We start from the raw sequence: 23,067 nt of genomic DNA, 5'->3' as shown, positions 1-23,067 counted from the left end.
TGCCCCCACCCCTGCCCTCCCCCGGGAGGGGAGGGAGAAACTCAAATTCAACAACACGCTCATTCCGGTTGAATCCCCGCGGCCTGGATCAGCTTCTTCCACTTGGCCAGTTCCGCCACCGTGAACGCGCCCAGCTCCTCCGGCGTGCTGCCGAAGGCATCGAAGCCCAGCTTGGCCACCCGCTCGCGGAAGGCCGTGCCGTTCGCCATCTCCGACAGCACCTTGTTGAGCTTCAGCACCACATCGCGCGGCGTGCCGGCCGGCGCGAACACGCCGTTCCACGAGGTGATGTCGAAGCCCTTGAGTTCCGGCGTATCGGCCAGCGGTGGCAGTTCCGGAAACAGCTTGGTGCGCTCCTGCGTGGTGACCGCAATCGCGCGCATCTTGCCGGCCTTCACCGTGGCAAGCCCTGCGGCGAGGTCGACCACCATCATCGACACCTGCCCGCCGATCAGGTCGGCAATGGCCGGCGGCGTGCTCTTGTAGGGCACGTGCAGCATCGGCACGCCGCTCATGCGCGAGAGCGTGGCGCCGCTCACGATGCCGGTGCTGTTGCCGCTCGCATAGGTGAGCTTGCCCGGATGCGCGCGGCCCCAGGCCAGCAGCTCGGCCGCGCTCTTCACGGGCAGGTCGTTGTTCACCACCAGCATGAACGGCAGGTTGCCCATGCGGCTCACGGGCGCGAAGTCCTTCACCGGGTCGTAGGGCAGCGACTTCATCAGGCTCGGGTTGGCCGAATGCGTGGTGTTGGTGGTCATGAAGAGCGTGTAGCCGTCGGGCGGCGCTTTGGCCACCGCTTCCGCGCCGATGACGCCGTTGGCGCCCGCCTTGTTGTCGACGATGACCGAAGCCTTGAGCGCCTCGCCCAGCATCTGCGCCGTGATGCGCGCCACCGCATCGGTGCCGCTGCCGGCCGCGAAGGGCACGATCAGCTTGATCGGCTGCTTCGGGTAGCCCTCCTGTGCAAGGGCCCAGGGCGCCGCGCCGGCCAGGCCCGCGGCGGCGCCGATGGAAATGAAACGGCGGCGGCTTGCCACCGCGACCGTGGTTGTCGCGTTCTTCGTCGTCTGCATGGTTCTTGTCTCCGGGGGTTGTCGTTCAGGGCCGGATCACGCGCTCCGGCGATTCCTCGTACGGCGGGCTGTAGATCACCAGCACGCGCACCGGCTCGTCGCTGACCACCGTGAAGGTGTGCATTGCATCGGCCGGGAAAAAGCAGCTGTCGCCCGGGTGCAGTTCCTGCCGCTGGCCGCCCACCTCGGCGACCGCGCGGCCTTCGAGCATGTAGCAGACCTGCTCGATGCCCGGGTGCGCATGCGGCAGCGCGCCCTTGCCTTTCTGGATGTGGCCGACCAGCACTTCGAGCTGCTTCGCGCCCACGGTCTCGGGGCCGATCAGGCGCTTGTTGAGCGTGCCCGTGTGGTTGGCCGGGTGATAGCCAGTGATGTCGCTTTCGCGGACGAAGTAGCGTGCGGAGGTCATTGTTTTTTCAGCCTTTGTGTTCGATGGCCAGGCAGGCCGAGCGCAGCATGGCGGCCACCTCGTCGATGCGCGGCTCCAGCCGGTAGCGCGGGCCCGCCACCGAGATGGCATAGGCCTCGCCGCCGATGCGCAGCGGCCACGCGAGGCCGACGAGATCGGGAATGCTCTCGCCGAGGTTGCCGTACCAGCCGCGCGCGGGCGAGCGTTCGAGCTCCTGCTCGATGGCATCGGGCGTGGTCAGCGTGGCGTCGGTCAGCGGTGCCAGCGCAGTGGCTGCCAGCAGCTTGCGGCGCGCCTCGGGCGCAAGCGTGGAAAGCAGCGCGCGGCCCATCGAATTGGCATAGGCCGGGCGGGTTTCGCCCGACTCGGCGGAATAGCGAATGCTCTGCGGCGCACTCAGCACTTCCAGGTAGACGACAGTGCTCGGGTCGCGGAACTTGCCGAACAGCACGGTTTCGCGCGCGCCGTCGCGCAGCTCTTCGAGCGCGGGCCGCACGCGGTCGAGCACCGGGTCGTGCGCCGCGATGATCTGCGCCATCGCCAGCAGCCGGCCGGTGGGGTAGTAGCCCTGGCGGCGGCCGGTCTCGTACATGTAGCCCTGCTCTTCGAGCGTGCGGATCAGGCCGAGGCAGCTGGACACCGGCATCTCGAGCAGCCGCGCCATTTCGGACAGCGCGAGCGGCTGCTTCTCCCGGGCGAAGAGCTCGACGATCTCGATCACGCGAAAAGCAGTTTTCACAACCATGAATAAATTTTCGCGTATGTGAAAAACAAAAGCGTCAGGGTTTGCCCTGCCCGTGCCTCCTTTCAGCGTAATCGTCGGTAACGCAGGCGGTCAGTAGCCCCGGACCGGATCGACCACGCCGCTGACCGGCAGGCCCTGTTCCATCGCGCGGATCTTCCCGGCGATCTGGGCGATGGATTCCTCGCGCAGCGTGCGCGCCGAGCCGTGCGGCGTGACGGTGATCTTCGGGTGGCGCCAGAAGGCGTGGCCGGCCGGCAGCGGCTCGACCTGGAACACGTCGAGCGTGGCACCGGCCAGTTCGCCGGCATCGAGCATCGGGATCAGGTCGTCTTCCACCAGGTGCGCGCCGCGCGCAATGCTGATGAGATAGCCGCCCGGCCGCAGCTTGCCGAGCGTGTTGCGGTTGAGGATGCCGCGCGTGGCTTCGGTCAGCGGCAGCAGGTTCACGAGCACGCGCGTGGACGACAGGAACTCGTCGAACTGCGCCTCGCCGCTGAACACCTTCACGCCGTCGATGGCCTTGGTCGAACGGCTCCAGCCCAGCACCGGAAACTCGAACTGCGCCACGGCCTTGGCCACGCGCTCGCCGAGCACGCCCAGGCCCATGATGCCGACCGGAAAGTCGCGCCGCAGCTTCGGCTTGCGGTAGCTCCAGCGGCCTTCGCGCGCATCGGCCTCGTAGACGTCGAATTCGCGGAAGTGGCGGATCAGCGTGTGGCACACGTACTCGGCCATCTGCACCGACATGCCGGCATCGTCGAGCCGCACGATGCGCGTGTGCGCCGGCACGCGCAGCTTGAGCAGCGCATCGACGCCCGCGCCGATGTTGAACAGGCCGCGCAGCTCGGGCTGCTCGTCGAGCAGCTGCTGAGGCGGCGCCCACACCACCGCGTGGTCGGCCTGGGCGGCGCCCGGCTTCCAGGCCTCGATCCGTGCATCGGGCAGTTCGGCCCGGAGGCCCTCGATCCAGGGTTCGGGGCGGTTGTCGGTCAGGGAGACGATGATTTTCATGAATCGAATCTTATTAGGGCCCCCGGCCGATCGGCGGCTTGTCCCTCCCGGTGCCTTCTTCTATGCTCGTGCGCGACCATCCAGAACATCGACACACCCGGAGACCGAAGCATGATCAAAGTCAGCGTGATGTACCCCTACACCGAAGGCGCGCGGTTCGACCACGCCTACTACCGCGACAAGCACATGCCGCTCCTGAAGGCGCGCATGGGCGACGCGTGCAGGTCGTACACCATCGACAAGGGGCTGGCAGGCGGCGCGCCGGGCACACCGCCGACCTATGTCGGCATGTGCCACGTGTTCTGCGACTCGGCCGAAGCCTTCCAGGCGGCGTTCGGCCCGCATGCCAAGGAGATCCTGGGCGACATCAAGAACTACACCGACATCGCGCCTGTGATGCAGATCAGCGAAGTGGTGGTGGGCTGAGCGGCGGCATTCAGGCCGCCACCGCAGCCATTCGCAGCAGCTCTTCGCCCTCGGCCACCTGCTCGCCGGGCGAGAACATCAGTTCTTCCACCGTGCCGTCGGCCGGCGCGGCAATGGTGTGCTCCATCTTCATGGCCTCCATCACCGCCAGCGGCTGACCGCGGCTGACCTTGTCGCCGGCCTTGACCGCGAAAGAGACGACCTTGCCGGGCATCGGCGCCGTGAGCCGGCCGACTTCGGCGTGGGTGTCGCCGGCATGGGCCAGGCGGTCGATCGCCGTGATCTTCGTGGCGCCCTTCGAGGCGAAAACATGGGCCGTGGCGCCGTCCAGGTGCACATCGAGCGTCTGCCGCGTGCCGGCGAATTCGACCTCGAACTCGCCCGTCGGGAACTGGCCCACGACCAGCGGACCCTGCACGCCGCCGGCTTCGAGCCACAGGCTGCCGTCGCGCCTGTAGGTCAGCAGCGCCGTCTGCTCGGCGCCGCGAAATTCGAAGTCGAAGTGGCGCCGGTACTCGCCATGCGAGCGCCAGCCGTCGCGCCGCTCGAACGGATCGGGCGCGCCAACCGGCCGCTCGGTGATCAGCGTGCGCGTGATGGCGGCGGCCGCGGCCAGCGGCAGGCCCAGTGCCTCGCGGTCGAACAGCACGGCGCGCTCGCGCTCGATCAGCGCGGTGTCGAGGTTGGCTTTCGAGAATGATTCGGTCGCGAGGATGCCGCGCAGGAACTGCACGTTGGTCGATACGCCCACGATCTGCACCTGCGCCAGCGCCGCGTCGAGCCGCGCCAGCGCCTCGGCGCGCGTGCTGCCGTGCACGATCAGCTTGGCGATCATCGAGTCGTAGAAGGGCGAGATCTCGCCGCCCTCGCGCACGCCATCGTCGATGCGCACGCGGCTGCGCTGGAATGCGGTGGCCTGCGGCTTGCGGTAGACGCGCAAGCTGCCTGTCGCAGGCAGGAAGTTGTTGTCGGGATTCTCGGCACAGATGCGCGCCTCGATCGCGTGGCCGTGGATTTGCAGTTCCGCCTGCTTCGCGGGCAGCGCCTCGCCCGAGGCCACGCGCAGTTGCCATTCGACGAGATCGAGGGCCGTGATGGCTTCGGTCACGGGATGCTCCACCTGCAGCCGTGTGTTCATCTCCATGAAGAAAAAGTTCATTTCGCCGCCTTCGCGCTGCTCGACGATGAACTCCACCGTTCCCGCACCCACGTAGTTCACCGCGCGCGCCGCAGCCACCGCCGCCTCGCCCATCTGCTTGCGCATCGCTTCGGTCATGCCGGGCGCGGGCGCCTCTTCGAGCACCTTCTGGTGGCGGCGCTGCACCGAGCAGTCGCGCTCGAACAGGTAGACGTAGTTGCCGTGCGTGTCGCCGAACACCTGGATCTCGATGTGGCGCGGCCGCTGCACGTATTTCTCGATCAGCACCGCATCGTCGCCGAAGCTGTTGATCGCTTCGCGCTGGCACGAGGCGAGCGCCGCGGCAAAGTCCTCGGCCCTGTCGACCGCGCGCATGCCCTTGCCGCCGCCGCCCGCGCTGGCCTTGATGAGCACCGGATAGCCGATGCGGTCGGCCTCGCGCTGCAGCAGCTGCGGGTTCTGGTCGTGGCCGTGGTATCCCGGCACCAGCGGCACGCCGGCCTTTTCCATCAGCTGCTTCGACTCGGCCTTGAGGCCCATCGCCTTGATGGCCGAAGGCGGCGGGCCGATGAAGACCAGGCCCGCGTCGGCGCAGGCCTGCGCGAACTCCTCGTTCTCACTCAGGAAGCCGTAGCCCGGATGCACGGCCTCGGCGCCCGTGGCCTTGGCCGCTTCGAGGATCTTTTCCCAGCGCAGGTAGCTGTCCTTGGGCGCGCTGCCGCCGAGGTGCACCGACTCGTCGCAGGCGCGCACGTGGTTGGCATGCGCGTCGGCGTCGGAATACACGGCCACGGTGCGGATCGCCATGCGGCGGGCAGTGGCCGCAACGCGGCAGGCGATTTCACCGCGATTGGCGATCAGGATCTTTTTAAACATGGAGGGCTTTCGCGGTGAATTCGCCTGCGCACGCTGCGCGTGCCAGGCAATTTGGCTTCGCCGCTGCGCCGCTTTGCGGCTGGTCACCACGGTTGGCGACGAGTATCTTCTTAAACATTCGGAGTGTCTCCCGGAGGATTCTTTTTCAGTTGAAACGCGGGCGTGACGCCCGGATCGGGCCGGCCGCTGAAGATGCGGGCCACGCGGGTGAACAGCGCCCTGAGAAAACGCCAGCTCTTGCGGATGAGCCACACGCTGAGCACCAGTACCAGGACGAACAGCACCAGGAAGACCAGCGGATGCGCCACCGCGAGCCACAGCCCGGTTGGCACCATCGTGTCCTCGACCAGCGACGCGCCCACGTTCGAGAACGGCTCGGGCGATGTGTTGATGGCCGCACGCGTCGTGGCCTTGGCCGCATGCGCGGTGGCCGCAAAGCCGCCGCCCACGAGCGCGGCCACGATGGCCATCGCACCGTGGTCGGAGCCGAACACGCTGGCCGCGAGCGCCGCGCCGGCGGGAATGCGGATGGCCGTATGCACCACGTCCCACAGCGAATCGAGGCCGGGGATCTTGTCGGCGAAGAACTCGATGAACACCATGAAGCCGCTGGCCGCGATGACCACCGGATGCGCCAGCAGCTGCAGCCCGCTAGGCAGCGGCACCCAGCCGAAGTAGCCGGCCAGCCCGGTCAGCAGCACGACCAGGTACAGCCGCACCCCGCTGGCCCAGCCGATGGCCGCGGCCAGCGCGAGCAGCTGGGGCATGTCGAGTGCGTTCATCGCGTTGCGCTCAGTGGCCCAGCCAGGACGGCTTGCGCTTCTGAAGGAAGGCCTGCACGCCCTCGCGGCCTTCTTCGCTGGCTCGGATGTCGGCAATGCCTTCGACCGTCTTCGCGATCAGCGCGTCGTCGATCTCGCGGCCGTCCACGTCGGCGATCAGTTGCTTGCAGGCACGCACCGCGGCCGGGCTGGCGCTGGTGAGCGCCTTCAGCAGCTCGTCGACCTTGGCATCGAGCGCATCGGCCGCCACCACTTCATGCACGAAGCCGATGCGGTACGCCTCGGCGGCCGTGAAGCGCTCCGCCGTGAGGAAGTAGCGCTGCGAGGCGCGCGTGCCCATGGCACGCAGCACGTACGGGCTGATGGTCGCGGGCACGAGGCCGATCTTGACCTCGCTCAGGCAATACCACGCGGTGTCCACGCTCACCGCCATGTCGCAGGCCGCGACCAGCCCCATGCCGCCCGCATATACATCGCCCTGCACGCGCGCGATGGTGGGCTTGGGGCATTCGGCAATGGTGCGCAGCATGGCGGCCAGCTTGCCCGCGTCGGCGATGTTCTCGTCGCGCGTGTAGTCGGCCATGCGGCGCATCCAGTTGAGGTTGGCGCCTGCGCAGAAGGCCGGGCCGTTGGCGCCGAGCACGATGGCTTTGACCTGCGGCTGAGCACCAGTTTCGATGAAGGCCTGCGTCAGCTCGGCGATGACGATGTCGTCGAAGGCATTGCGCGCGTCGGGCTGGTCGAGCCAGATGCGCGCGACGGTGCCCTGTGTTTCGAGTTTCAGTTTGGTGAAGGTCATGTCAGTGATCCGTGGCGCGGTGCGCGTTTATTCGGGGCGTGTGCACAGGCCACCGGGTACTCCCCTCCGCGAATGTCCCCCGGGCTTCGCCCTCCTCCTTGATTTCGCTGCGGGGAGCACCCGATGCCCTGTGCACTTGGGCAGGCTGCGGGTGTACCGCTGATCAACGACTGCTCCGTATAACGCTCTCGCTGGCGGGGTGCCTTGCGCAGCGAAATCAAGGAGGAGGCCGCAGGCCGGGGGACATTCGCGGAGCAAGGTACCCCGTCGGCGGGAGCGCGCCCTGGAGCACGATGACCGCATCGACTCGAATTACGCAAAAGCGGTGCCATGGCTACATCCGGAAGATGCCGAACTTCGGCTCTGGGATGGGCGCATTGCGTGCGGCAGCAAGGCCCAGCGCCAGCACCCGCCGCGTATCCGCCGGATCGATGATGCCGTCGTCCCACAACCGTGCCGTCGCGTAGTAGGGGTGGCCCTGGTCTTCGTACTGCTGGCGGATCGGCGCCTTGAAGGCTTCTTCCTCTTCCTTGCTCCAGCTGCCACCCTTCAGCTCGATGCCATCGCGCTTCACCGTGGCCAGCACGCTCGCGGCCTGCTCGCCGCCCATCACGCTGATGCGCGCGTTCGGCCACATCCAGAGGAAGCGCGGTGAGTACGCACGGCCGCACATGCCGTAGTTGCCGGCGCCGAAGCTGCCGCCGATGATGATCGTGAACTTGGGTACGTTGGCGGTGGCCACGGCCGTCACCATCTTGGCGCCGTGGCGCGCGATGCCTTCGTTCTCGTACTTGCGGCCCACCATGAAGCCCGTGATGTTCTGCAGGAACACCAGCGGCGTCTTGCGATGGCAGCACAGCTCGATGAAGTGCGCGCCCTTCTGCGCCGACTCGGAAAACAGGATGCCGTTGTTGGCGATGATGCCCACCGGCATGCCCTCGATCTCGGCAAAGCCGCAGACCAGCGTGGCGCCGAAGCGGGCCTTGAACTCGTGGAACTCGCTGCCGTCGACAACGCGCGCAATGATCTCGCGCACATCGAAGGGCTTGCGCGTGTCGGTCGGGATCACGCCGTAGAGCTCTTCGCGCGGGAACTCGGGTGGGCGCACTGCACTTGCCCCCGCCGCCGGCTGCGCCGCGGCCTTCGCATTGAGATTGGCTACCGCCGAGCGCGCGAGCGCGAGCGCATGCAGGTCGTTTTGCGCCAGGTGGTCCACCACGCCCGAGAGCCGCGTGTGCACGTCGCCGCCGCCCAGATCCTCGGCCGTCACGACCTCGCCGGTCGCGGCCTTCACGAGCGGCGGGCCGCCCAGGAAGATGGTGCCCTGGTTCTTCACGATGATCGACTCGTCGCTCATCGCCGGCACGTAGGCGCCGCCGGCCGTGCACGAGCCCATGACCACCGCGATCTGCGCAATGCCCTGGGCGCTCATGTTGGCCTGGTTGTAGAAGATGCGGCCGAAGTGGTCGCGGTCGGGGAACACCTCGTCCTGGTTCGGCAGGTTGGCTCCGCCCGAGTCGACCAGGTAGATGCAGGGCAGGCGGTTCTGCTCGGCGATCTCCTGCGCGCGCAGGTGCTTCTTGACCGTCATCGGGTAGTAGGTGCCGCCCTTCACCGTCGCGTCGTTGCAGACGATCATGCAGTCGACGCCGTTCACGCGGCCGATGCCGGCGATGAGGCCCGCGCCGGGTGCGGACTCTGCGCCCTTGGCATCGAGGTACATCGCATGCGCGGCCAGCGGCGCGATCTCGAGGAACGGCGTGCCGGGGTCGAGCAGTTCGGCCACGCGGTCGCGCGGCAGCAGCTTGCCGCGCGCGGTGTGCTTGGCGCGCGCGGCCTCGCCGCCGCCCTGCTCCACCTTGGCGAACTGCTTGTGCAGGTCGTCGACCAGCGCGCGCATCGCGGCGGCATTGGCTTGGAAGTCGGCCGAGCGGGCGTTGAGTTTGGTTTCGAGTTGGCTCATGCTGTCTTTTCTTGCTGGAGGCCGAGCTGCTCGGCCATCGCTTCGCGGATCTTGAATTTCTGGATCTTGCCGGTCACCGTCATCGGAAACTCGGTGACGAAGCGGATGTACCTCGGCACCTTGTAGTGCGCGATCTGGCCCTTGCAGAAATCGCGGATCTCGTCTTCGGTCGCAGCCTGGCCGGGCTTGACGATGATCCATGCGCACAGCTCCTCGCCGTACTTTTTGTCGGGCAGGCCGACCACCTGCACGTCCTGCACCTTCGGATGGCGATACAGGAACTCTTCGATCTCGCGCGGGTAGATGTTCTCGCCGCCGCGGATCACGAGGTCCTTGATGCGGCCGACGATGTTGACGTAGCCCTCGGCGTCCATGGTCGCCAGGTCGCCGGTGTGCATCCAGTGCTCGGCATCGATGGCCTCGCGGGTCCTGGGCTCGTCTTCCCAGTAGCCGTGCATCACCGAGTAGCCGCGCGTGCAGAACTCGCCGGAGCTGCCGCGCGGCACGATGGCGCCGGTCTCGGGGTCGATGATCTTGATCTCCAGGTGCGGCTGCACCGTGCCCACGGTGGACACGCGCTTGTCGAGCGGCGTGTCGGTGCTGCTCTGGCAGCTCACGGGGCTGGTTTCGGTCATGCCGTAGGCGATGGTGATTTCGCCCAGGTGCATTTCATTCACCACGCGCTTCATCACCTCGGTCGGGCACGGCGAGCCGGCCATGATGCCGGTGCGCAGCGTGGACAGGTCGAACTCCTTGAAGCGCGGATGGTCCAGCTCGGCAATGAACATCGTGGGCACGCCATGCAGGCCGGTGCACTTCTCGGCCTGCACGGTCTCGAGCACGGTGAGCGGATCGAAGCCGTCGTTCGGATACACGATGGCCGAGCCATGCGTGAGGCAGGCGAGGTTGCCCAGCACCATGCCGAAGCAGTGGTAGAGCGGCACCGGAATGCAGAGCCTGTCGGCGGGCGTGAGCTTCATGCACTCGCCGATGAAGAAGCCGTTGTTCAGGATGTTGCGGTGCGTGAGCGTCGCGCCCTTGGGAAAGCCCGTGGTGCCGCTGGTGAACTGGATGTTGATCGGGTCGGTGGCCGTGAGCGTCTTCTGCGTGGCGGCCACGCGCGGGTCGGCCGCATCGCCGCTTGCGAGCAGCTGGCTGAAGCGCTGCATGCCGGGCTGCTCGCCGCTCTCGCCGGGCTTGTCGATCCAGAAGGTATGAAGCAGCTGCGGCAGGCGCTTGGGCCCGAGTTCGCGCAGCATGCCCAGGTAGTCGCTGGTCTTGAACTTCGCCATCGTCACCAGCGCCTTGCAGCCGACCTTGTTGAGCGCGTATTCGAGCTCGGAGGTGCGGTAGGCCGGGTTGATGTTGACGAGGATCAGGCCGGCCTTGGCCGTCGCGATCTGCATCAGCACCCAGGGCGCGTTGTTGTGCGACCAGATGCCCACGCGGTCGCCGGGTGCGAGCCCCAGCTTCAGCAATGCGCTCGCGAGCTTGTTGGACTCGGCCTGCAGTTCGCGGTAGGTGAAGCGCCTGCCTTCGTGACGGCTGACGAGCGCCTCGCGGTCGGGCTGCTTCGCGGCCATCTCGTCGAAGAAATCGCCGATGGTTTGCTCGATGAGGGGGATGTCGGTGGCGCCTTGGGCGTAGCTCTTGTCCAGCGCAGCAGTCATGTTCATGTCCTTGTCTCCTTGTCTGGCTCCTTCCCCTTCCGGGGGAAGGTTGGGATGGGGGCACACGGCGCTTGTTCGGCGCTGTGCTTCATCGAACGCCGCGTGCCCCCACCCCTGCCCTCCCCCGGAAGGGGAGGGAGAAAAACATCCTAGGCGGTTTCAGCGAACAACTCGCGCCCGATCAGCATCCGCCGGATCTCGCTCGTCCCCGCGCCAATCTCGTACAGCTTGGCATCGCGCCACAGCCGCTCGACCGGAAAGTCCTTCGTGTACCCCACGCCGCCCAGGGCCTGGATCGCCTCGCCGGCCATCCACGTCGCCTTCTCGGCCGAATAGAGAATGGCGCCGGCCGCGTCCTTGCGGAAGGTGCGCGCATGGTCGTTGCGGTCGCAGGCTTTGCCGACCGCGTACACATAGGCGCGCGTGGCCTGCCAGGTCGAGTACATGTCCGCGAGCTTGCCCTGCATCAGCTGGAACTCGCCGATGCTCTGGCCGAACTGCTTGCGCTCGTGAATGAAGGGCAGCACCGCGTCCATGCAGGCCGCCATGATGCCCAGCGGCCCGCCCGAAAGCACCGCGCGCTCGTAGTCGAGGCCGCTCATCAGCACCTTCGCGCCCATGCCTTCGCCGCCGAGCACGTTCTCTTCGAGCACTTCGCAGTTGTCGAAGAACAGCGGGTAGGTGTTGGAGCCGCGCATGCCGAGCTTGTCGAGCTTGGTGCCGGCCGAGAAGCCCGCAAAGCCCTTCTCGACAATGAAGGCCGTCATGCCGCGCGCGCCCATCTCGGGTTCGGTCTTGGCGTAGATCACCAGCGTGTCGGCGTCGCCGCCGTTGGTGATCCACATCTTGCCGCCGTTGAGCACGTAATAGCCGTTCTTCTTCTCGGCCTTGAGCTTCATGCTCACCACGTCGGAGCCGGCGTTGGGCTCGCTCATGGCCAGGGCGCCGACGTGCTCGCCGCTCACGAGCTTGGGCAGGTACTTCTTCTTCTGCGCATCGCTGCCGTTGCGGTGGATCTGGTTCACGCACAGGTTGGAGTGCGCGCCGTACGAAAGGCCGACCGAGGCCGAGGCGCGCGAGACTTCTTCCATCGCCACGATGTGGGCCAGGTAGCCCAGCTCGGTGCCGCCGAACTCTTCCTTCACCGTCATGCCGTGCAGACCGAGCTCGCCGAGCTTCTGCCAGAGGTCGTGCGGAAACAGGTTGTCGCAGTCGATGTCGGCGGCGCGCGGGGCGATCTCATGAGCGGCAAAGTCCTGGATCGCGCTGCGCAGCGAGTCGATGGTGTCGCCCAGGTCGAAGTTCAGGCCGGGATCGTGCATGTGTGTTGTCTCCTCTGAGGGGTCGGCGCGCAGGCGGGCTGTCCCACGCGGATGGGCGCTTGGAAGAATGCAGCTTACGCCTCGCTGCGCCGCAATTGGCGCCACAATGGTTGCAAATTGCGCCACGCCGGCACCGCCTGACCATGTCGTCCCCGTCCTTCCTCCGACCCGCCCGCGCCGTCACGCCGATGGCCTTCGTGAGAGCCATTGTCAAGGGCTACGAGCGCTACGGCATCGATCCGTCCGCGGCGCTGCGAGCGGCACAGATCACGCCGCGCGAGCTGGCCCGGCCGGACGCACGGGTGACGGCCGCGCAGTTCGAGGCGCTGTCGGGCCACGCGATGCAGGAACTCGACGATGAGGCGCTCGGCTGGTTCTCGCGGCGGCTGCCCTGGGGCAGCTACGGCATGCTGTGCCGCGCCTCGCTGACCTCGCCCGACTTGGGCGTGGCCATCAAGCGCTGGTGCCGCCATCACCGCCTGCTGACCGAGGACATCACGCTGGCGCTGGAGGTGTCGGGCGGCGTGGCCACGCTGCGCATTGCCGAGCACCGCCCGCTGGACGAGGCGTTCCGCGAGTTCTGCCTGGTGACGAGCCTGCGCTTCCTGCACGGGTACGTCTGCTGGGCCATCGATTCGCGCATTTCGCTGCGCGACGCGGCCTTTCCCTTTGCGCCGCCGCCGCACCGCGATGCCTATCCGCTGATGTTCACGCCCGAGGTGCGCTTCGATGCACCCGAGGCCAGCATCAGCTTCGACGAGCGCTATCTGGCCCTGCCGCTGCAGCGCGACGAGCGCGCGCTGCGCACCATGCTCAAGCGGGCGCTGCCGCTCACGGTGCTGCAGTACCGGCGCGACCGCCTCTTGGGGCAGCGCGTGCGCGAGCTGCTGCGCTCGCGCGCCGCCGAGGCCACCACGGCGGAGGCGCTGGCCACGCTGCTCAATGTGTCGAGCCGCACGCTGCACCGGCAGCTGCATGAAGAAGGCACGTCACTGCAGACGCTGAAGAACGAAGTGCGCCACGAGATGGCGGTGGAGCAGTTGCGCCGCACCAACCGGCCGATCAAGCAGGTGGCGCTGGCGGTGGGATTTCGCAACGAGAAGAGCTTTTCGCGTGCGTTCCTGCAGTGGACGGGACATGCGCCGCGGGACTTTCGGCTGCGGGGGTTGTAGCGGTTCGGGGCGCTGTTGTTTCGGCGCTGTTGTTCGGGGCGCGTGCACAGGACACCGGGTACTCCCCTCCGCGAATGTCCCCCGGGGCTACGCCCCTCCTCCTTTATTTCGCTGCGGGGAGCACCCGATGCCCTGTGCACCAGGGCACGCTGCTGGTGTACGGCCGATCAACGACCGCTCTGCATAACGATCACGTCGATGGGGTGCTCTGCGCAGCGAAATTAAGGAGGAGGCCGCAGGCCGGGGGACATTCGCGGAGCAGAGCACCCCGTCGGCGTGAGCGCACCCTGAACAACGGCGCTCCGAACAAGGCCCCCACGCGAAGTTGCGAGGCTCAGCCCGGCTGCGCAATCAGCGCCAGCGCATCGGCGATCGATTGGCTGTCTTCGGGACGCACCAGCTTCGCGACCTGCTGGCCGTCGCGCATGAACACCAGCGTGGGCCACAACCGCACGTTGAACGAGCGGCCCAGCGGACGTCCGCTGCCGTCCTCGACCTTGATGCGCGGGATGTCCGGGTACTTGGCGAAGGCCTCGGCGATGTTCGGCTGCGCGGCCTTGCAGATGCCGCACCAGTTGGTGCCGAACTCGACCACGGCCGGGCCCTTCAGGGCATCGATCTCGGCGCGGTCGGGCTGCTCGGTCTTGTATTCGGAAGTCATGGGATCCGGCTCCTTGTGGAACTTGCTTGCTTGACGCCATTGCAGCAGAAACCCCGCAGGCTTGCTCGCGGCAGGGGCTTGGTCTTCAGGCCGGCTGCAGGCCGTGCGAAGCAAGCAGCGCGGGCAGTTCCCGCATGTCGCTGAACACCTGCAGCGCGCCGACGCTGCGCAGCGCCTCCGGCCCGCTGTGGCCGGATTCTCCGGTGCTGTAGCCGAACACCGTGGCACCCGCGGCCACGCCGGCCATCGCGCCCGTGACGGTGTCCTCGACCACCGCGCACCGCTTCGGATCGACGCCCAGCGCCTCGGCGGCGGCAAGGTACACGTCGGGGTGCGGCTTGGAGCGCGGCATCTCGTGGCCGCTGAAGATGCGGCCTTCGAAGCAATCGAGCAGGCCGACCTTGGTCAATTGCAGTTCGACCTTGTGGCGGTCGGCGCCCGAGGCGCAGGCGATGCGGCCCCTGAGCCGCGCATGAATTTCGCGGATGGCCGCGGGGGCGTGAGGAATGGCCCCGAGGTCGCGTTCGAGGGCTTCGTTGCGGCGAGCCCGGAAGGCCTTGAGCCAGTCCTCGGTGATCCTGACGCCGGTCTTCGATTCGATGAGCGCGGTTTCGTCCTTCACGGCCTTGCCGGTGAAGGTGTTCATCGACTCCTCGGTGGTCAGAGGCCAGCCGAGTTCGCCGAGCATTTCGGCGAGCACGCGGTTGGTGATGGGTTCTGAATCGACGAGGACGCCGTCGCAGTCGAAGAGCACGGCGTCGAAGGGGAATGGGGTCATTGCGCTGCAGAGGTTCGGGGGAGTTCCCCCATGGTAGCAATGACCCCGCGGGAACTCAGGACACCGGCTGGATCGGAATATAGATCTCGCCGCCACCCGCCATGAACTCCCTGGATTTCTGCTCCATGCCCTCGGCCAGGGCTTCTGCCTCGGCCACGCCCTTCTTCGCGGCGTACTCGCGCACTTCCTGCGTGATCTTCATCGAGCAGAACTTCGGTCCGCACATCGAGCAGAAGTGCGCCACCTTGCTCGAATCCTTGGGCAGCGTCTCGTCATGGAATTCGCGCGCGGTGTCGGGGTCGAGGCCCAGGTTGAACTGGTCTTGCCAGCGGAATTCGAAGCGCGCCTTGCTGAGCGCATCGTCGCGCGAACGCGCCCCCGGATGCCCCTTGGCCACGTCGGCCGCATGCGCGGCGATCTTGTAGGCGATGATGCCCTGCTTGACGTCGTCGCGGTCGGGCAGGCCCAGGTGCTCCTTGGGCGTCACGTAGCAGAGCATCGCGGTGCCGGCCCAGCCGATCATCGCGGCGCCGATGGCGCTGGAGATGTGGTCGTAGCCCGGTGCGATGTCGATGGTCAGCGGGCCAAGCGTGTAGAACGGCGCCTCGTGGCAGTGCTTGAGCTGCTCGTCCATGTTGGCCTGGATCATGTGCATCGGCACGTGGCCGGGCCCTTCGATCATGGTCTGGACGTCGTGCTTCCACGCGATCTGCGTGAGCTCGCCCAGCGTGCGCAGCTCGGCGAACTGCGCTTCGTCGTTGGCATCCGCACCCGAGCCGGGGCGCAGGCCGTCGCCGAGCGAGAAGCTCACGTCGTAGGCCTTCATGATGTCGCAGATGTCCTCGAAGCGCTCGTACAGGAAGCTCTCCTTGTGGTGCGCGATGCACCACTTGGCCATGATCGAGCCGCCGCGCGAGACGATGCCCGTCATGCGGTCGGCCGTCAGGTGGATGAACGGCAGGCGCACGCCGGCATGAATGGTGAAGTAGTCGATGCCCTGCTCGGCCTGCTCGATCAGCGTGTCGCGGAAGATCTCCCAGGTCAGGTCCTCGGCCACGCCGCCCACCTTCTCGAGCGCTTGGTAGATCGGCACGGTGCCGATGGGCACGGGGCTGTTGCGCACGATCCAGTCGCGCGTGGTGTGGATGTTCTTGCCGGTGGAAAGATCCATCACGTTGTCGGCGCCCCAGCGGATCGCCCACACGAGCTTTTCCACTTCTTCCTCGATGCTCGAGGTGACGGCCGAATTGCCGATGTTGGCGTTGATCTTGACCTTGAAGTTGCGGCCGATGGCCATCGGCTCGACTTCGGGGTGGTTGATGTTGGCCGGAATGATGGCGCGGCCGCGCGCCACTTCGTCGCGCACGAACTCGGGCGTGATGATGCGCGGAATGCTCGCGCCCATCGGGTTGCCGGCCACGCGCTTCGCGCGCTCCTCGTTGGCGAGGTATTCGGCCATCCACTCGCGCTTGCCGTTCTCGCGCAGCGCCACGTATTCCATCTCGGGCGTGACGATGCCGCGGCGCGCGTAGTGCATCTGCGTGACGTTGGCGCCCGCCTTGGCGCGGCGCGGCGTGCGCTGCAGCGCCGAGGCATCGGCGCGCAGTGCAGCCAGGCGCTGGGCATCGTGGTCGTGCGCGTGCTTGAGGCCTTCGTCGAGCGCCTGGTGCGAGCGGCCTTCATAGCTCTCGGTGTCGTTGCGCTCGGCGATCCACGCATCGCGCACGCCGGGCAGGCCGCGGCGCACGTCGATCTCGACCTTGGCATCGGTGTAGGGGCCCGAGGTGTCGTAGAGCGAGACGGTCTCGCCGTTGGTCAGCAGCACGTCGCGCACCGGCACGTTCAGGTCGGGCCGGCTGCCCGGGATCAGGCACTTGTGCGATGCGGGAAAGGGCTCGCGCGTGAGCGAGAGCAGGGAGGTGAACTTGTCGGGGGCATTCATGCGGGGCACTCCTTGTTGAGGGAAAAGGTGCTCCGCAATCGCTCTGAGGACTTTGGGCCGCCACGGTGGGTGGGTGGCGGGACCGGAGTCGGGAGTGCAGCTCTTCTTACGCCGGTATGACCCGGATCAAGTTCGCGGGTCGGCACTTTGCCATCTCAGCACGCCACATGCGTGCACCCCGGAGCGGGGACTATTGTGCGGGCCGCGGCCCGGTGCGTCAACCGGGGGTCTGCAGGTCGCCTTCGAGGTAGAACCAGCGGTCCCCCTCTCGCACGAAGCGGCTGCGCTCGTGCAGGCGCGTGGCGGTGCCGGCGCTGCTGCGCTGGCGCGCGACGAATTCGACCTCGGCATGGTCGGCGTCGAGCACCGAGCGCGAGCGGATGTCGAGCCCGAGCCACTTCACGCCGGGTTCGAACTCGATCGACGCCGGACGCGTCGACGCATGCCAGGTGGCGAGCAGGTAGGGGCCGCGCTCCAGCACGAAGGCGGTATAGCGCGAACGCATCAGCGATTCGGCGTCGGGCGCGGGGGTGCCCTCGAAATCTTCGAGGTAGCGGCCGCAGCACAGGGCATAGCCGATGGGCTTGTCTCGGCGGTCCGTGCGGCCGCAGGGGCAAGGTCCGGTGGTGGGATCGGTGGCACTCATGAAGAACGCTATTGGAACATCCTCCGGGACCCTTCGCCGATGGGGCAAGCCCGAGGCCCGCCGGCGGCCGTGCGAAGCGCCCGGTTCAGGCCAGCGCGCGCTGGATCAGCAGCTTCTGGATGTCCGAGGTGCCTTCGTAGATCTGGCACACCCGCACGTCGCGGTAAATGCGTTCGAGCGGAAAGTCGTTCACATAACCGTAGCCGCCCAGCGTCTGGATCGCGGCGCTGCAGACGCGCTCGGCCATCTCGCTCGCGAACAGCTTGGCCATGGCCGCTTCCTTGAGGCAGGGCCGGCCGGCATCGCGCAGGCTGGCGGCGTGCCAGATCAGCTGGCGGGCGGCTTCCAGCTGCGTGGCGCATTCGGCCAGCCTGAAACCGACGGCCTGCTGGTCGAAGATCGCCCCGCCGAAGGCCTGGCGCTCCTTGGCATAGGCCAGCGCCACGTCGAAGGCGCTGCGCGCCATGCCCACGCTCTGCGCCGCAATGCCGATGCGGCCGCCTTCGAGCGCGCCCAGCGCGATCTTGTAGCCCTCGCCCTCGGCGCCGATGAGGTTTTCCGCCGGGATGCGGCAGCCGTCGAAATTGATCTGTGCGGTGTCGCTGCTGTGCTGGCCCAGCTTGTCCTCGAGCCGCGCCACGCTGTAGCCGGGCGCATCGGTGGGCACGATGAAGGCGCTCATGCCGCGCTTGCCGGCGCCCTTGTCGGTCACTGCGATGACGATCGCGACCTGGCCGTTCTTGCCGCTGGTGATGAACTGCTTCACGCCGTCGATCACATAGCCCTCGCCGTCCTTGCGCGCCGTGGTGCGCAGGCTCGATGCGTCGCTGCCGGCCTGCGGCTCGGTGAGGCAGAAGGCGCCGAGCATCCGGCCTTGCGCGAGCGGCTCGAGCCACTGCTTCTTCTGCTGTGCATTGCCGTAGCGCATGAGGATGGCGTTGACCGGGCAGTTGGTCACGCTGATGGCCGTGCTGGTGCCGCCGTCGCCGGCTGCGATTTCTTCGAGCACCAGCGCGAGCGTGAGGTAGTCGAGGCCCGCGCCGCCGTGTTCCTCTGGCACGCAGATGCCGTAGGCGCCGAGCGCCGCGAGGCCCTGGTGCGCTTCCTTCGGGAAGCTGTGCTCGCGGTCCCATTGGGGGGCGTGGGGCCAGAGTTCGGCTTGCGAAAAATCGCGCACCGCGTCGCGGATGGCTTCCTGGTCGGCACTGAGCAGCATGGCGTTGTCTCCTGTTTTTTCTACTTGTTTGCTTGCTTGCTTACTTGCCGGAGCCCAGATCCATGATGAGCCGGGCGGCCATGTACAGACGCCGCGGAATGGCGCTGATGTCCACGTACTCGGCCTTGTCGCTGTGGTAGCCGAAGCCCGGCAGGCCCAGGCTTTCGATCACGGGCTTGCCCGAGAGCGCCGCGTAGGCTGCGTCGGTGCCGCCGCCGGTGCGTTCTTCCACGCCCAGCGTGCCGCCGGCTTCCTTGTAGTAGGCCACGGCCTTGTCGACCAGTTTCTTGCCGCCTTCGCCGGCGTTGAAGGCCGGACGGCCGCGCGTGACCACCACCTTGACATCGGATTCGGGCAGCTTTTTCTGCTGCGCCTTTTCTTCCAGCGTCTTCATGGCGGCCTCGAAGTCCTCGTTCTGCGCATAGCGCACGTCGGCGTTCAGCGTGGCGCTCGCAGGAATGATGTTCGACACGTTGCCGGCCTTGGCCATGGTCCAGTTGAAGCGCAGGTGCTTCGCCTTGTCGTCGATGCTCATGGTCCGCAGCACGAGGTCGGACGCCTCGACCAGCGCGTTCACGCCCAGGTCGGGCGCGGCGCCCGCATGCGAGGCCTTGCCGGTGATGTTGACCTGCACATAGGCAATGCCCGAGGTGCCAAGCGAGAGCTTCTCGTCGCCCGCGCCCGTGGGTTCGAACGAGAGCACGTAGTCGGCCTGCTTTGCTTCTTCCTGGATCAGGTCGCGCGAGCCGAAGGAGCCCTTTTCCTCGTCGGTGTTGAACAGCACGGTGATGGTGCCGTAGTCGCGCACGCCGTAGTCCTTGAGCAGCTTCAGCGTATGCAGAATGACGGCGTTGCCGCCCTTGTCGTCGGCAATGCCGGGCCCGTAGGCCTTGTTGCCTTCGACGCGGAACGGCGCCTTGGCGAGCGTGCCCTTGAGGTACACGGTGTCCATGTGCGACATCAGCAGCAGGTTCTTGCCGCCCCGGCCCTTGAGCTTGCCGACGATGTTGTCGCCCACCACAAGCCCGGCGGACTTGCTGCGCGTGACGGTGAAGCCCAGGTTCTTCAGTTCGCCTTCGAGGTAGTTGCCAGCCGCGGCAAGGCCCTCGGCATCGCCCGTGCCGGTTTCGATGTTGACCAGCTGCTCCAGCGTCTTGAGCACCGCGGGCTGCGCATCGGTGGCTGCCTGGAACAGCACGTTGTCGCGCTTCTGCGCCCAGCCGGCGGCAGGCGCCAGGAAGGCGGCCGCCAGCAGGGCAGCGAGGACGGTGCGTTGATTGAAAGGGCGCATGAAGAATCTCCTGGCGTCTGCAGTATTCGTAGAGAAAAAAACCACGAAGCGCCCCGGCAAGGGGCGCTTGTGGCGGTTGTTTTTTGTTAAAGCAACTCGAGTGCCACGGCAGTGCCTTCACCGCCGCCGATGCACAGCGTGGCCACGCCGCGCTTCTTGCCGCGCGCCTTCAGCGCATGGATCAGCGTGACCATGATGCGCGCGCCGCTGGCGCCGATCGGGTGGCCCAGCGCGCAGGCGCCGCCGTTCACGTTGACGATCTCGTGCGAAACGTCGAATTCGTGCATCAGCGCCATCGGCACCACCGCGAAGGCTTCGTTCACTTCCCACAGATCGACGTCCTTGACGCTCCAGCCGGTCTTCTTGAACAGCTTGGCCACGGCGCCGACGGGGGCGGTGGAGAACCACTCGGGCTGCTGCGCGTGCGTGGCATGGCCGACCAGGCGCGCGATGGGCCTGGCGCCGATCTTCTTCGCGTGCGACTCGGTCATCATCACCAGCGCCGCGGCGCCGTCGTTGATCGACGAGCTCGAGGCGGCGGTGATGGTGCCGTTCTCCTTCTTGAACGCGGGCTTGAGCGTGGCGATCTTGTCGAGCTTGACCTTGCCCGGGCCTTCGTCGATGGAAATGACGGTGTCGCCGCCGCGGCCCTTCACGGTGACGGGCGTGATCTCGTCCTTGAACGCACCGGATTCGGTGGCGGCCTTGGCGCGCTGCACGCTCGCGATGGCAAACGCATCTTGCTGCTCGCGCGTGAACTTGTACTTGGCGGCGCAGTCTTCGCCGAAGGTGCCCATCGAGCGGCCCGGCTGGTAGGCGTCCTCGAGGCCGTCGAGCATCATGTGGTCGAAGATGCGGTCGTGGCCCATGCGGTAGCCGCCGCGGCCCTTGAGCATGAGGTAGGGCGCGTTGGTCATGCTTTCCATGCCGCCCGCCACCATCACCTCGTGCGTGCCGGCCAGGAGCAGGTCGTGCGCGAGCATGGCGGCCTTCATGGCCGAGCCGCACATCTTGCTGAGCGTGACGGCGCCCGCGCTGTCGGGCAGGCCGCCCTTGTAGGCCGCCTGGCGCGCCGGCGCCTGGCCCTGCCCGGCCATCAGGCAGTTGCCGAACAGCACTTCACCCACGCTCTCGGGCGCAATGCCGGCGCGCTCGACGGCGGCCTTGATGGCGGCGCCGCCGAGGTCGTGCGCGGCAAGGGAAGAAAAGTCGCCCTGGAAGCTGCCCATGGGGGTGCGGGCTGCGCCGACGATGACGATGGATTCGGACATGGTGATCTCCTTCGGGAAGTTGAAAGAAAGCGGTCGTCGTTGACCGGGACTCAATCAGAAATGGGTCGCATGGCCCTCATGCGGAAAGCGCTGCGACTCTTCGTACGGGAACACGTCCAGCATCTGGCCGGCGCGGATGCGTTCCTTGTGGTGCTGCCAGAAGGCAGCGTCGAGCAGGTCGGCATGGTGCGCCATGAAGGCTTCACGCACCGCGTCGTTGCCGAGCAGGAAAGGGCCGAAGGTCTCGGGGAACACGTCCTTCGGGCCCACTGAATACCAGACCTCGCCGCTCATCTCTTCTTCCTCGTTGCGCGCTTCGGGCACCTTGCGGAACTGACAGTCGGTGATGTATTCGATCTCGTCGTAGTCGTAGAAGACGACCTTGCCGCCGCGCGTGACGCCGAAGTTCTTCCACAGCATGTCGCCCGGAAAGATGTTGGCCGCCACCATGTCCTTGATGGCGTTGCCGTACTCGACCACCGCGTGCTCGAGCTGCTCCTTCGCGCGCTTGGCATGCGCCGGGCTTTCGGGGTCGGCCAGCGTATCGAAGGCCTCCTGCAGGAAGATATTGAGCGGGATCATGCGGCGCTCGATGTACACGTGCTTGAGCACGAGCTCCATCTCCCCGTTGACGTCGCGGTCGCCGATCTCGAGCTGGCTGGGCGCGAACTTCCGGATTTCCTCGATCAGCTCGGGCTCGAAGCGGTCGAGCGGAAAACCCACGTCGCTGTACTCCAGCGTGTCGGCCATGCGGCCCACGCGATCGTGCTGCTTCACGAGCAGGTACTTGCCCTTGATCTGCTCGCGCGTGGTGTCCTTCTGCGGTGGATAGAAGTCCTTGATGACCTTGAACACGAACGGAAACGACGGCAGATCGAACACCAGCATGACCATGCCCTTGATGCCGGGCGCAATGCGGAAGCGGTCGCTCGAATAGTTCAGGTGCGAGAGGAAGTCGCGGTAGAACAGCGTCTTGCCCTGCTTGGCCAAACCCAGCGCGTTGTAGATTTCCGCCCGCGGCTTGCGCGGCATGAGCGAGCGCAGGAACTGCACGCAGGCCGAAGGCACTTCCATGTCGACCATGAAGTAGGCGCGCGCAAAGCTGAAGAGCATCTGCAGGTCGTCTTCGCCGAAGAGCGCCGCGTCCACATAGAACTTGCCCTGGCTGTCGTGCAGGATCGGCAGCGAGAACGGGAGCTCGACGAAGCCGTTCATGATCTTGCCGACCACGTAGGCGCCCTTGTTGCGGTAGAACAGCCCCGAGAGCACCTGCAGCTGGAAATTGGCGCGCAGCTTCACCTGGTGGAAGCGCCCCATGATGGCGTGCGCCACGCGCTCGGCATCGCGCCGCTTGTTGGCAAAGCTGCCCTGCAGGCCGTAGTCGTCGAGCATCTGCTCGATGGTGTCGGCCAGCGTCTCGTGCGAGGGATAGTAGGGCCTGTAGGTGGGCGCACCGCGCGGCTCGATGTACTCGGTGCTGATGGCCGGGCGAACGAAGATGAAGTCGTTCTGGAAGTACGCCCGGTGCAGGATCTTCGTGGTCACCGAGTTGAAGAAGCTCTCGGCCAGCTCGGGCTGGTGGTGGTCCACCAAAAGGCCGATGAAGTGCAGCTTGACCTGGTGCCACACCTCCATCGACTGCTCGCCGGCCTTGAACTCTTTTTCGAGCCGGGCCACGGCCTCGTTCACGCGCAGGTCGTAGAACTCGATGCGCTCGCGCTGCGCGCGCTGCTGGCCGTGCCAGTCGGCCGTTTCGAAGCGGTGCTTGGCGCGCGCCGACTCGGCTCGGAACAGCGTGTAGTGGCGATTGAACCCGTCGATCATCGCCTTGGCGATGTCGTAGGCCAGCGGTGAATCGAGACGCTGCGGGAACATG

General features: G+C 66.8%; 20 protein-coding genes and 1 riboswitch. Of the genes, 2 read left to right on the top strand and 18 right to left on the bottom strand.

The window, feature by feature from the left end:
• Window positions 1-59: 59 nt before the first annotated feature.
• The 4 genes from QFZ47_RS16130 to QFZ47_RS16115 form a co-directional block, all read right to left on the bottom strand.
• Complete coding sequence (locus QFZ47_RS16130) at window positions 60-1,073, bottom strand: Bug family tripartite tricarboxylate transporter substrate binding protein (RefSeq protein WP_307656575.1); 1,014 nt, start codon at window positions 1,071-1,073, stop codon at window positions 60-62.
• A 25-nt stretch (window positions 1,074-1,098) separates the two neighbouring features.
• Window positions 1,099-1,482: a cupin domain-containing protein gene (locus QFZ47_RS16125; protein WP_307656574.1), complete on the bottom strand. Its 384-nt coding sequence runs from the start codon at window positions 1,480-1,482 to the stop codon at window positions 1,099-1,101.
• A gap of 7 nt (window positions 1,483-1,489) precedes the next feature.
• Window positions 1,490-2,227: an IclR family transcriptional regulator gene (locus QFZ47_RS16120; protein ID WP_307656573.1), complete on the bottom strand. Its 738-nt coding sequence runs from the start codon at window positions 2,225-2,227 to the stop codon at window positions 1,490-1,492.
• Window positions 2,228-2,317: 90 nt separating this feature from the next.
• Entirely contained in the window at window positions 2,318-3,238 is a 921-nt protein-coding gene (locus tag QFZ47_RS16115; RefSeq protein ID WP_307656572.1) for a 2-hydroxyacid dehydrogenase, read from the bottom strand.
• 111 nt (window positions 3,239-3,349) lie between these two features.
• Here QFZ47_RS16115 and QFZ47_RS16110 point away from each other — a divergent pair, with 111 nt between their 5' ends.
• Window positions 3,350-3,664 carry an EthD family reductase gene (locus QFZ47_RS16110; protein WP_307656571.1) on the top strand — a complete coding sequence of 105 codons (315 nt, stop codon included), beginning with the start codon at window positions 3,350-3,352 and terminating at the stop codon, window positions 3,662-3,664.
• Window positions 3,665-3,674: 10 nt separating this feature from the next.
• Here QFZ47_RS16110 and QFZ47_RS16105 read toward each other — a convergent pair whose 3' ends face one another.
• The 6 genes from QFZ47_RS16105 to QFZ47_RS16080 all read right to left on the bottom strand — a co-directional run bounded on the left by QFZ47_RS16105 (window position 3,675) and on the right by QFZ47_RS16080 (window position 12,214).
• Window positions 3,675-5,678, bottom strand: coding sequence for an acetyl-CoA carboxylase biotin carboxylase subunit (locus tag QFZ47_RS16105; RefSeq protein WP_307656570.1), 2,004 nt, complete (start codon window positions 5,676-5,678; stop codon window positions 3,675-3,677).
• Between the two features lie 110 nt (window positions 5,679-5,788).
• Complete coding sequence (locus QFZ47_RS16100) at window positions 5,789-6,460, bottom strand: DUF4126 domain-containing protein (RefSeq protein WP_307656569.1); 672 nt, start codon at window positions 6,458-6,460, stop codon at window positions 5,789-5,791.
• Between the two features lie 10 nt (window positions 6,461-6,470).
• Window positions 6,471-7,259 (bottom strand): enoyl-CoA hydratase/isomerase family protein, encoded by a 789-nt coding sequence (locus tag QFZ47_RS16095; protein WP_307656568.1) that lies wholly within the window; start codon window positions 7,257-7,259, stop codon window positions 6,471-6,473.
• A gap of 334 nt (window positions 7,260-7,593) precedes the next feature.
• Complete coding sequence (locus tag QFZ47_RS16090; protein WP_307656567.1) at window positions 7,594-9,222, bottom strand: carboxyl transferase domain-containing protein; 1,629 nt, start codon at window positions 9,220-9,222, stop codon at window positions 7,594-7,596.
• Window positions 9,219-10,898: an AMP-binding protein gene (locus QFZ47_RS16085; protein ID WP_307656566.1), complete on the bottom strand. Its 1,680-nt coding sequence runs from the start codon at window positions 10,896-10,898 to the stop codon at window positions 9,219-9,221. The genes QFZ47_RS16090 and QFZ47_RS16085 overlap by 4 nt, the downstream gene beginning before the upstream one ends.
• A gap of 143 nt (window positions 10,899-11,041) precedes the next feature.
• Complete coding sequence (locus QFZ47_RS16080; protein ID WP_307656565.1) at window positions 11,042-12,214, bottom strand: isovaleryl-CoA dehydrogenase; 1,173 nt, start codon at window positions 12,212-12,214, stop codon at window positions 11,042-11,044.
• A gap of 143 nt (window positions 12,215-12,357) precedes the next feature.
• On the opposite strand from QFZ47_RS16080, the gene QFZ47_RS16075 reads away from it, so the two are divergent.
• Window positions 12,358-13,386: an AraC family transcriptional regulator gene (locus tag QFZ47_RS16075; RefSeq protein WP_307656564.1), complete on the top strand. Its 1,029-nt coding sequence runs from the start codon at window positions 12,358-12,360 to the stop codon at window positions 13,384-13,386.
• A 334-nt stretch (window positions 13,387-13,720) separates the two neighbouring features.
• Here the strand turns inward: QFZ47_RS16075 and QFZ47_RS16070 are convergent, their stop codons facing one another.
• The 8 genes from QFZ47_RS16070 to aceK all read right to left on the bottom strand — a co-directional run bounded on the left by QFZ47_RS16070 (window position 13,721) and on the right by aceK (window position 23,066).
• Entirely contained in the window at window positions 13,721-14,047 is a 327-nt protein-coding gene (locus QFZ47_RS16070; protein ID WP_027730156.1) for a thioredoxin family protein, read from the bottom strand.
• Window positions 14,048-14,132: 85 nt separating this feature from the next.
• A complete protein-coding gene (locus QFZ47_RS16065; protein WP_307656563.1) occupies window positions 14,133-14,825 on the bottom strand; it encodes an HAD family hydrolase in 693 nt (230 codons plus the stop codon).
• Window positions 14,826-14,880: 55 nt separating this feature from the next.
• Window positions 14,881-16,767 (bottom strand): phosphomethylpyrimidine synthase ThiC, encoded by a 1,887-nt coding sequence (thiC, locus tag QFZ47_RS16060; RefSeq protein WP_307656562.1) that lies wholly within the window; start codon window positions 16,765-16,767, stop codon window positions 14,881-14,883.
• Window positions 16,768-16,853: 86 nt separating this feature from the next.
• A riboswitch (TPP riboswitch) is annotated at window positions 16,854-16,958 on the bottom strand.
• 26 nt (window positions 16,959-16,984) lie between these two features.
• Complete coding sequence (locus QFZ47_RS16055; RefSeq protein ID WP_307656561.1) at window positions 16,985-17,413, bottom strand: YchJ family protein; 429 nt, start codon at window positions 17,411-17,413, stop codon at window positions 16,985-16,987.
• Between the two features lie 85 nt (window positions 17,414-17,498).
• Window positions 17,499-18,629 (bottom strand): acyl-CoA dehydrogenase family protein, encoded by a 1,131-nt coding sequence (locus tag QFZ47_RS16050; protein WP_307656560.1) that lies wholly within the window; start codon window positions 18,627-18,629, stop codon window positions 17,499-17,501.
• A gap of 40 nt (window positions 18,630-18,669) precedes the next feature.
• A complete protein-coding gene (locus tag QFZ47_RS16045; protein ID WP_307656559.1) occupies window positions 18,670-19,920 on the bottom strand; it encodes a glutamate carboxypeptidase in 1,251 nt (416 codons plus the stop codon).
• A gap of 86 nt (window positions 19,921-20,006) precedes the next feature.
• Window positions 20,007-21,191 carry an acetyl-CoA C-acyltransferase gene (locus QFZ47_RS16040; protein ID WP_307656558.1) on the bottom strand — a complete coding sequence of 395 codons (1,185 nt, stop codon included), beginning with the start codon at window positions 21,189-21,191 and terminating at the stop codon, window positions 20,007-20,009.
• A gap of 54 nt (window positions 21,192-21,245) precedes the next feature.
• A complete protein-coding gene (gene aceK / locus QFZ47_RS16035; RefSeq protein WP_307656557.1) occupies window positions 21,246-23,066 on the bottom strand; it encodes a bifunctional isocitrate dehydrogenase kinase/phosphatase in 1,821 nt (606 codons plus the stop codon).
• Window position 23,067: the final 1 nt, after the last annotated feature.

The organism is Variovorax paradoxus, from assembly GCF_030815975.1.
Taxonomy (GTDB): domain Bacteria; phylum Pseudomonadota; class Gammaproteobacteria; order Burkholderiales; family Burkholderiaceae_C; genus Variovorax; species Variovorax paradoxus_N.
This window is presented reverse-complemented; position numbering and strand designations above follow the sequence as displayed.

Excerpts from the sequence above, each read along its gene's own strand:
- QFZ47_RS16065 (WP_307656563.1), bottom strand. The coding sequence starts at position 14,825 with ATGACCCCATTCCCCTTCGACGCCGTGCTCTTCGACTGCGACGGCGTC.
- QFZ47_RS16120 (WP_307656573.1), bottom strand. The coding sequence starts at position 2,227 with ATGGTTGTGAAAACTGCTTTTCGCGTGATCGAGATCGTCGAGCTCTTC.
- QFZ47_RS16050 (WP_307656560.1), bottom strand. The coding sequence starts at position 18,629 with ATGCTGCTCAGTGCCGACCAGGAAGCCATCCGCGACGCGGTGCGCGAT.
- QFZ47_RS16090 (WP_307656567.1), bottom strand. The coding sequence starts at position 9,222 with ATGAGCCAACTCGAAACCAAACTCAACGCCCGCTCGGCCGACTTCCAA.
- QFZ47_RS16080 (WP_307656565.1), bottom strand. The coding sequence starts at position 12,214 with ATGCACGATCCCGGCCTGAACTTCGACCTGGGCGACACCATCGACTCG.
- QFZ47_RS16110 (WP_307656571.1), top strand. The coding sequence starts at position 3,350 with ATGATCAAAGTCAGCGTGATGTACCCCTACACCGAAGGCGCGCGGTTC.
- QFZ47_RS16040 (WP_307656558.1), bottom strand. The coding sequence starts at position 21,191 with ATGTCCGAATCCATCGTCATCGTCGGCGCAGCCCGCACCCCCATGGGC.
- QFZ47_RS16055 (WP_307656561.1), bottom strand. The coding sequence starts at position 17,413 with ATGAGTGCCACCGATCCCACCACCGGACCTTGCCCCTGCGGCCGCACG.
- QFZ47_RS16105 (WP_307656570.1), bottom strand. The coding sequence starts at position 5,678 with ATGTTTAAAAAGATCCTGATCGCCAATCGCGGTGAAATCGCCTGCCGC.
- QFZ47_RS16115 (WP_307656572.1), bottom strand. The coding sequence starts at position 3,238 with ATGAAAATCATCGTCTCCCTGACCGACAACCGCCCCGAACCCTGGATC.
- QFZ47_RS16130 (WP_307656575.1), bottom strand. The coding sequence starts at position 1,073 with ATGCAGACGACGAAGAACGCGACAACCACGGTCGCGGTGGCAAGCCGC.
- QFZ47_RS16095 (WP_307656568.1), bottom strand. The coding sequence starts at position 7,259 with ATGACCTTCACCAAACTGAAACTCGAAACACAGGGCACCGTCGCGCGC.
- QFZ47_RS16125 (WP_307656574.1), bottom strand. The coding sequence starts at position 1,482 with ATGACCTCCGCACGCTACTTCGTCCGCGAAAGCGACATCACTGGCTAT.
- QFZ47_RS16075 (WP_307656564.1), top strand. The coding sequence starts at position 12,358 with ATGTCGTCCCCGTCCTTCCTCCGACCCGCCCGCGCCGTCACGCCGATG.
- QFZ47_RS16100 (WP_307656569.1), bottom strand. The coding sequence starts at position 6,460 with ATGAACGCACTCGACATGCCCCAGCTGCTCGCGCTGGCCGCGGCCATC.
- thiC (WP_307656562.1), bottom strand. The coding sequence starts at position 16,767 with ATGAATGCCCCCGACAAGTTCACCTCCCTGCTCTCGCTCACGCGCGAG.
- QFZ47_RS16085 (WP_307656566.1), bottom strand. The coding sequence starts at position 10,898 with ATGAACATGACTGCTGCGCTGGACAAGAGCTACGCCCAAGGCGCCACC.
- aceK (WP_307656557.1), bottom strand. The coding sequence starts at position 23,066 with ATGTTCCCGCAGCGTCTCGATTCACCGCTGGCCTACGACATCGCCAAG.
- QFZ47_RS16045 (WP_307656559.1), bottom strand. The coding sequence starts at position 19,920 with ATGCGCCCTTTCAATCAACGCACCGTCCTCGCTGCCCTGCTGGCGGCC.
- QFZ47_RS16070 (WP_027730156.1), bottom strand. The coding sequence starts at position 14,047 with ATGACTTCCGAATACAAGACCGAGCAGCCCGACCGCGCCGAGATCGAT.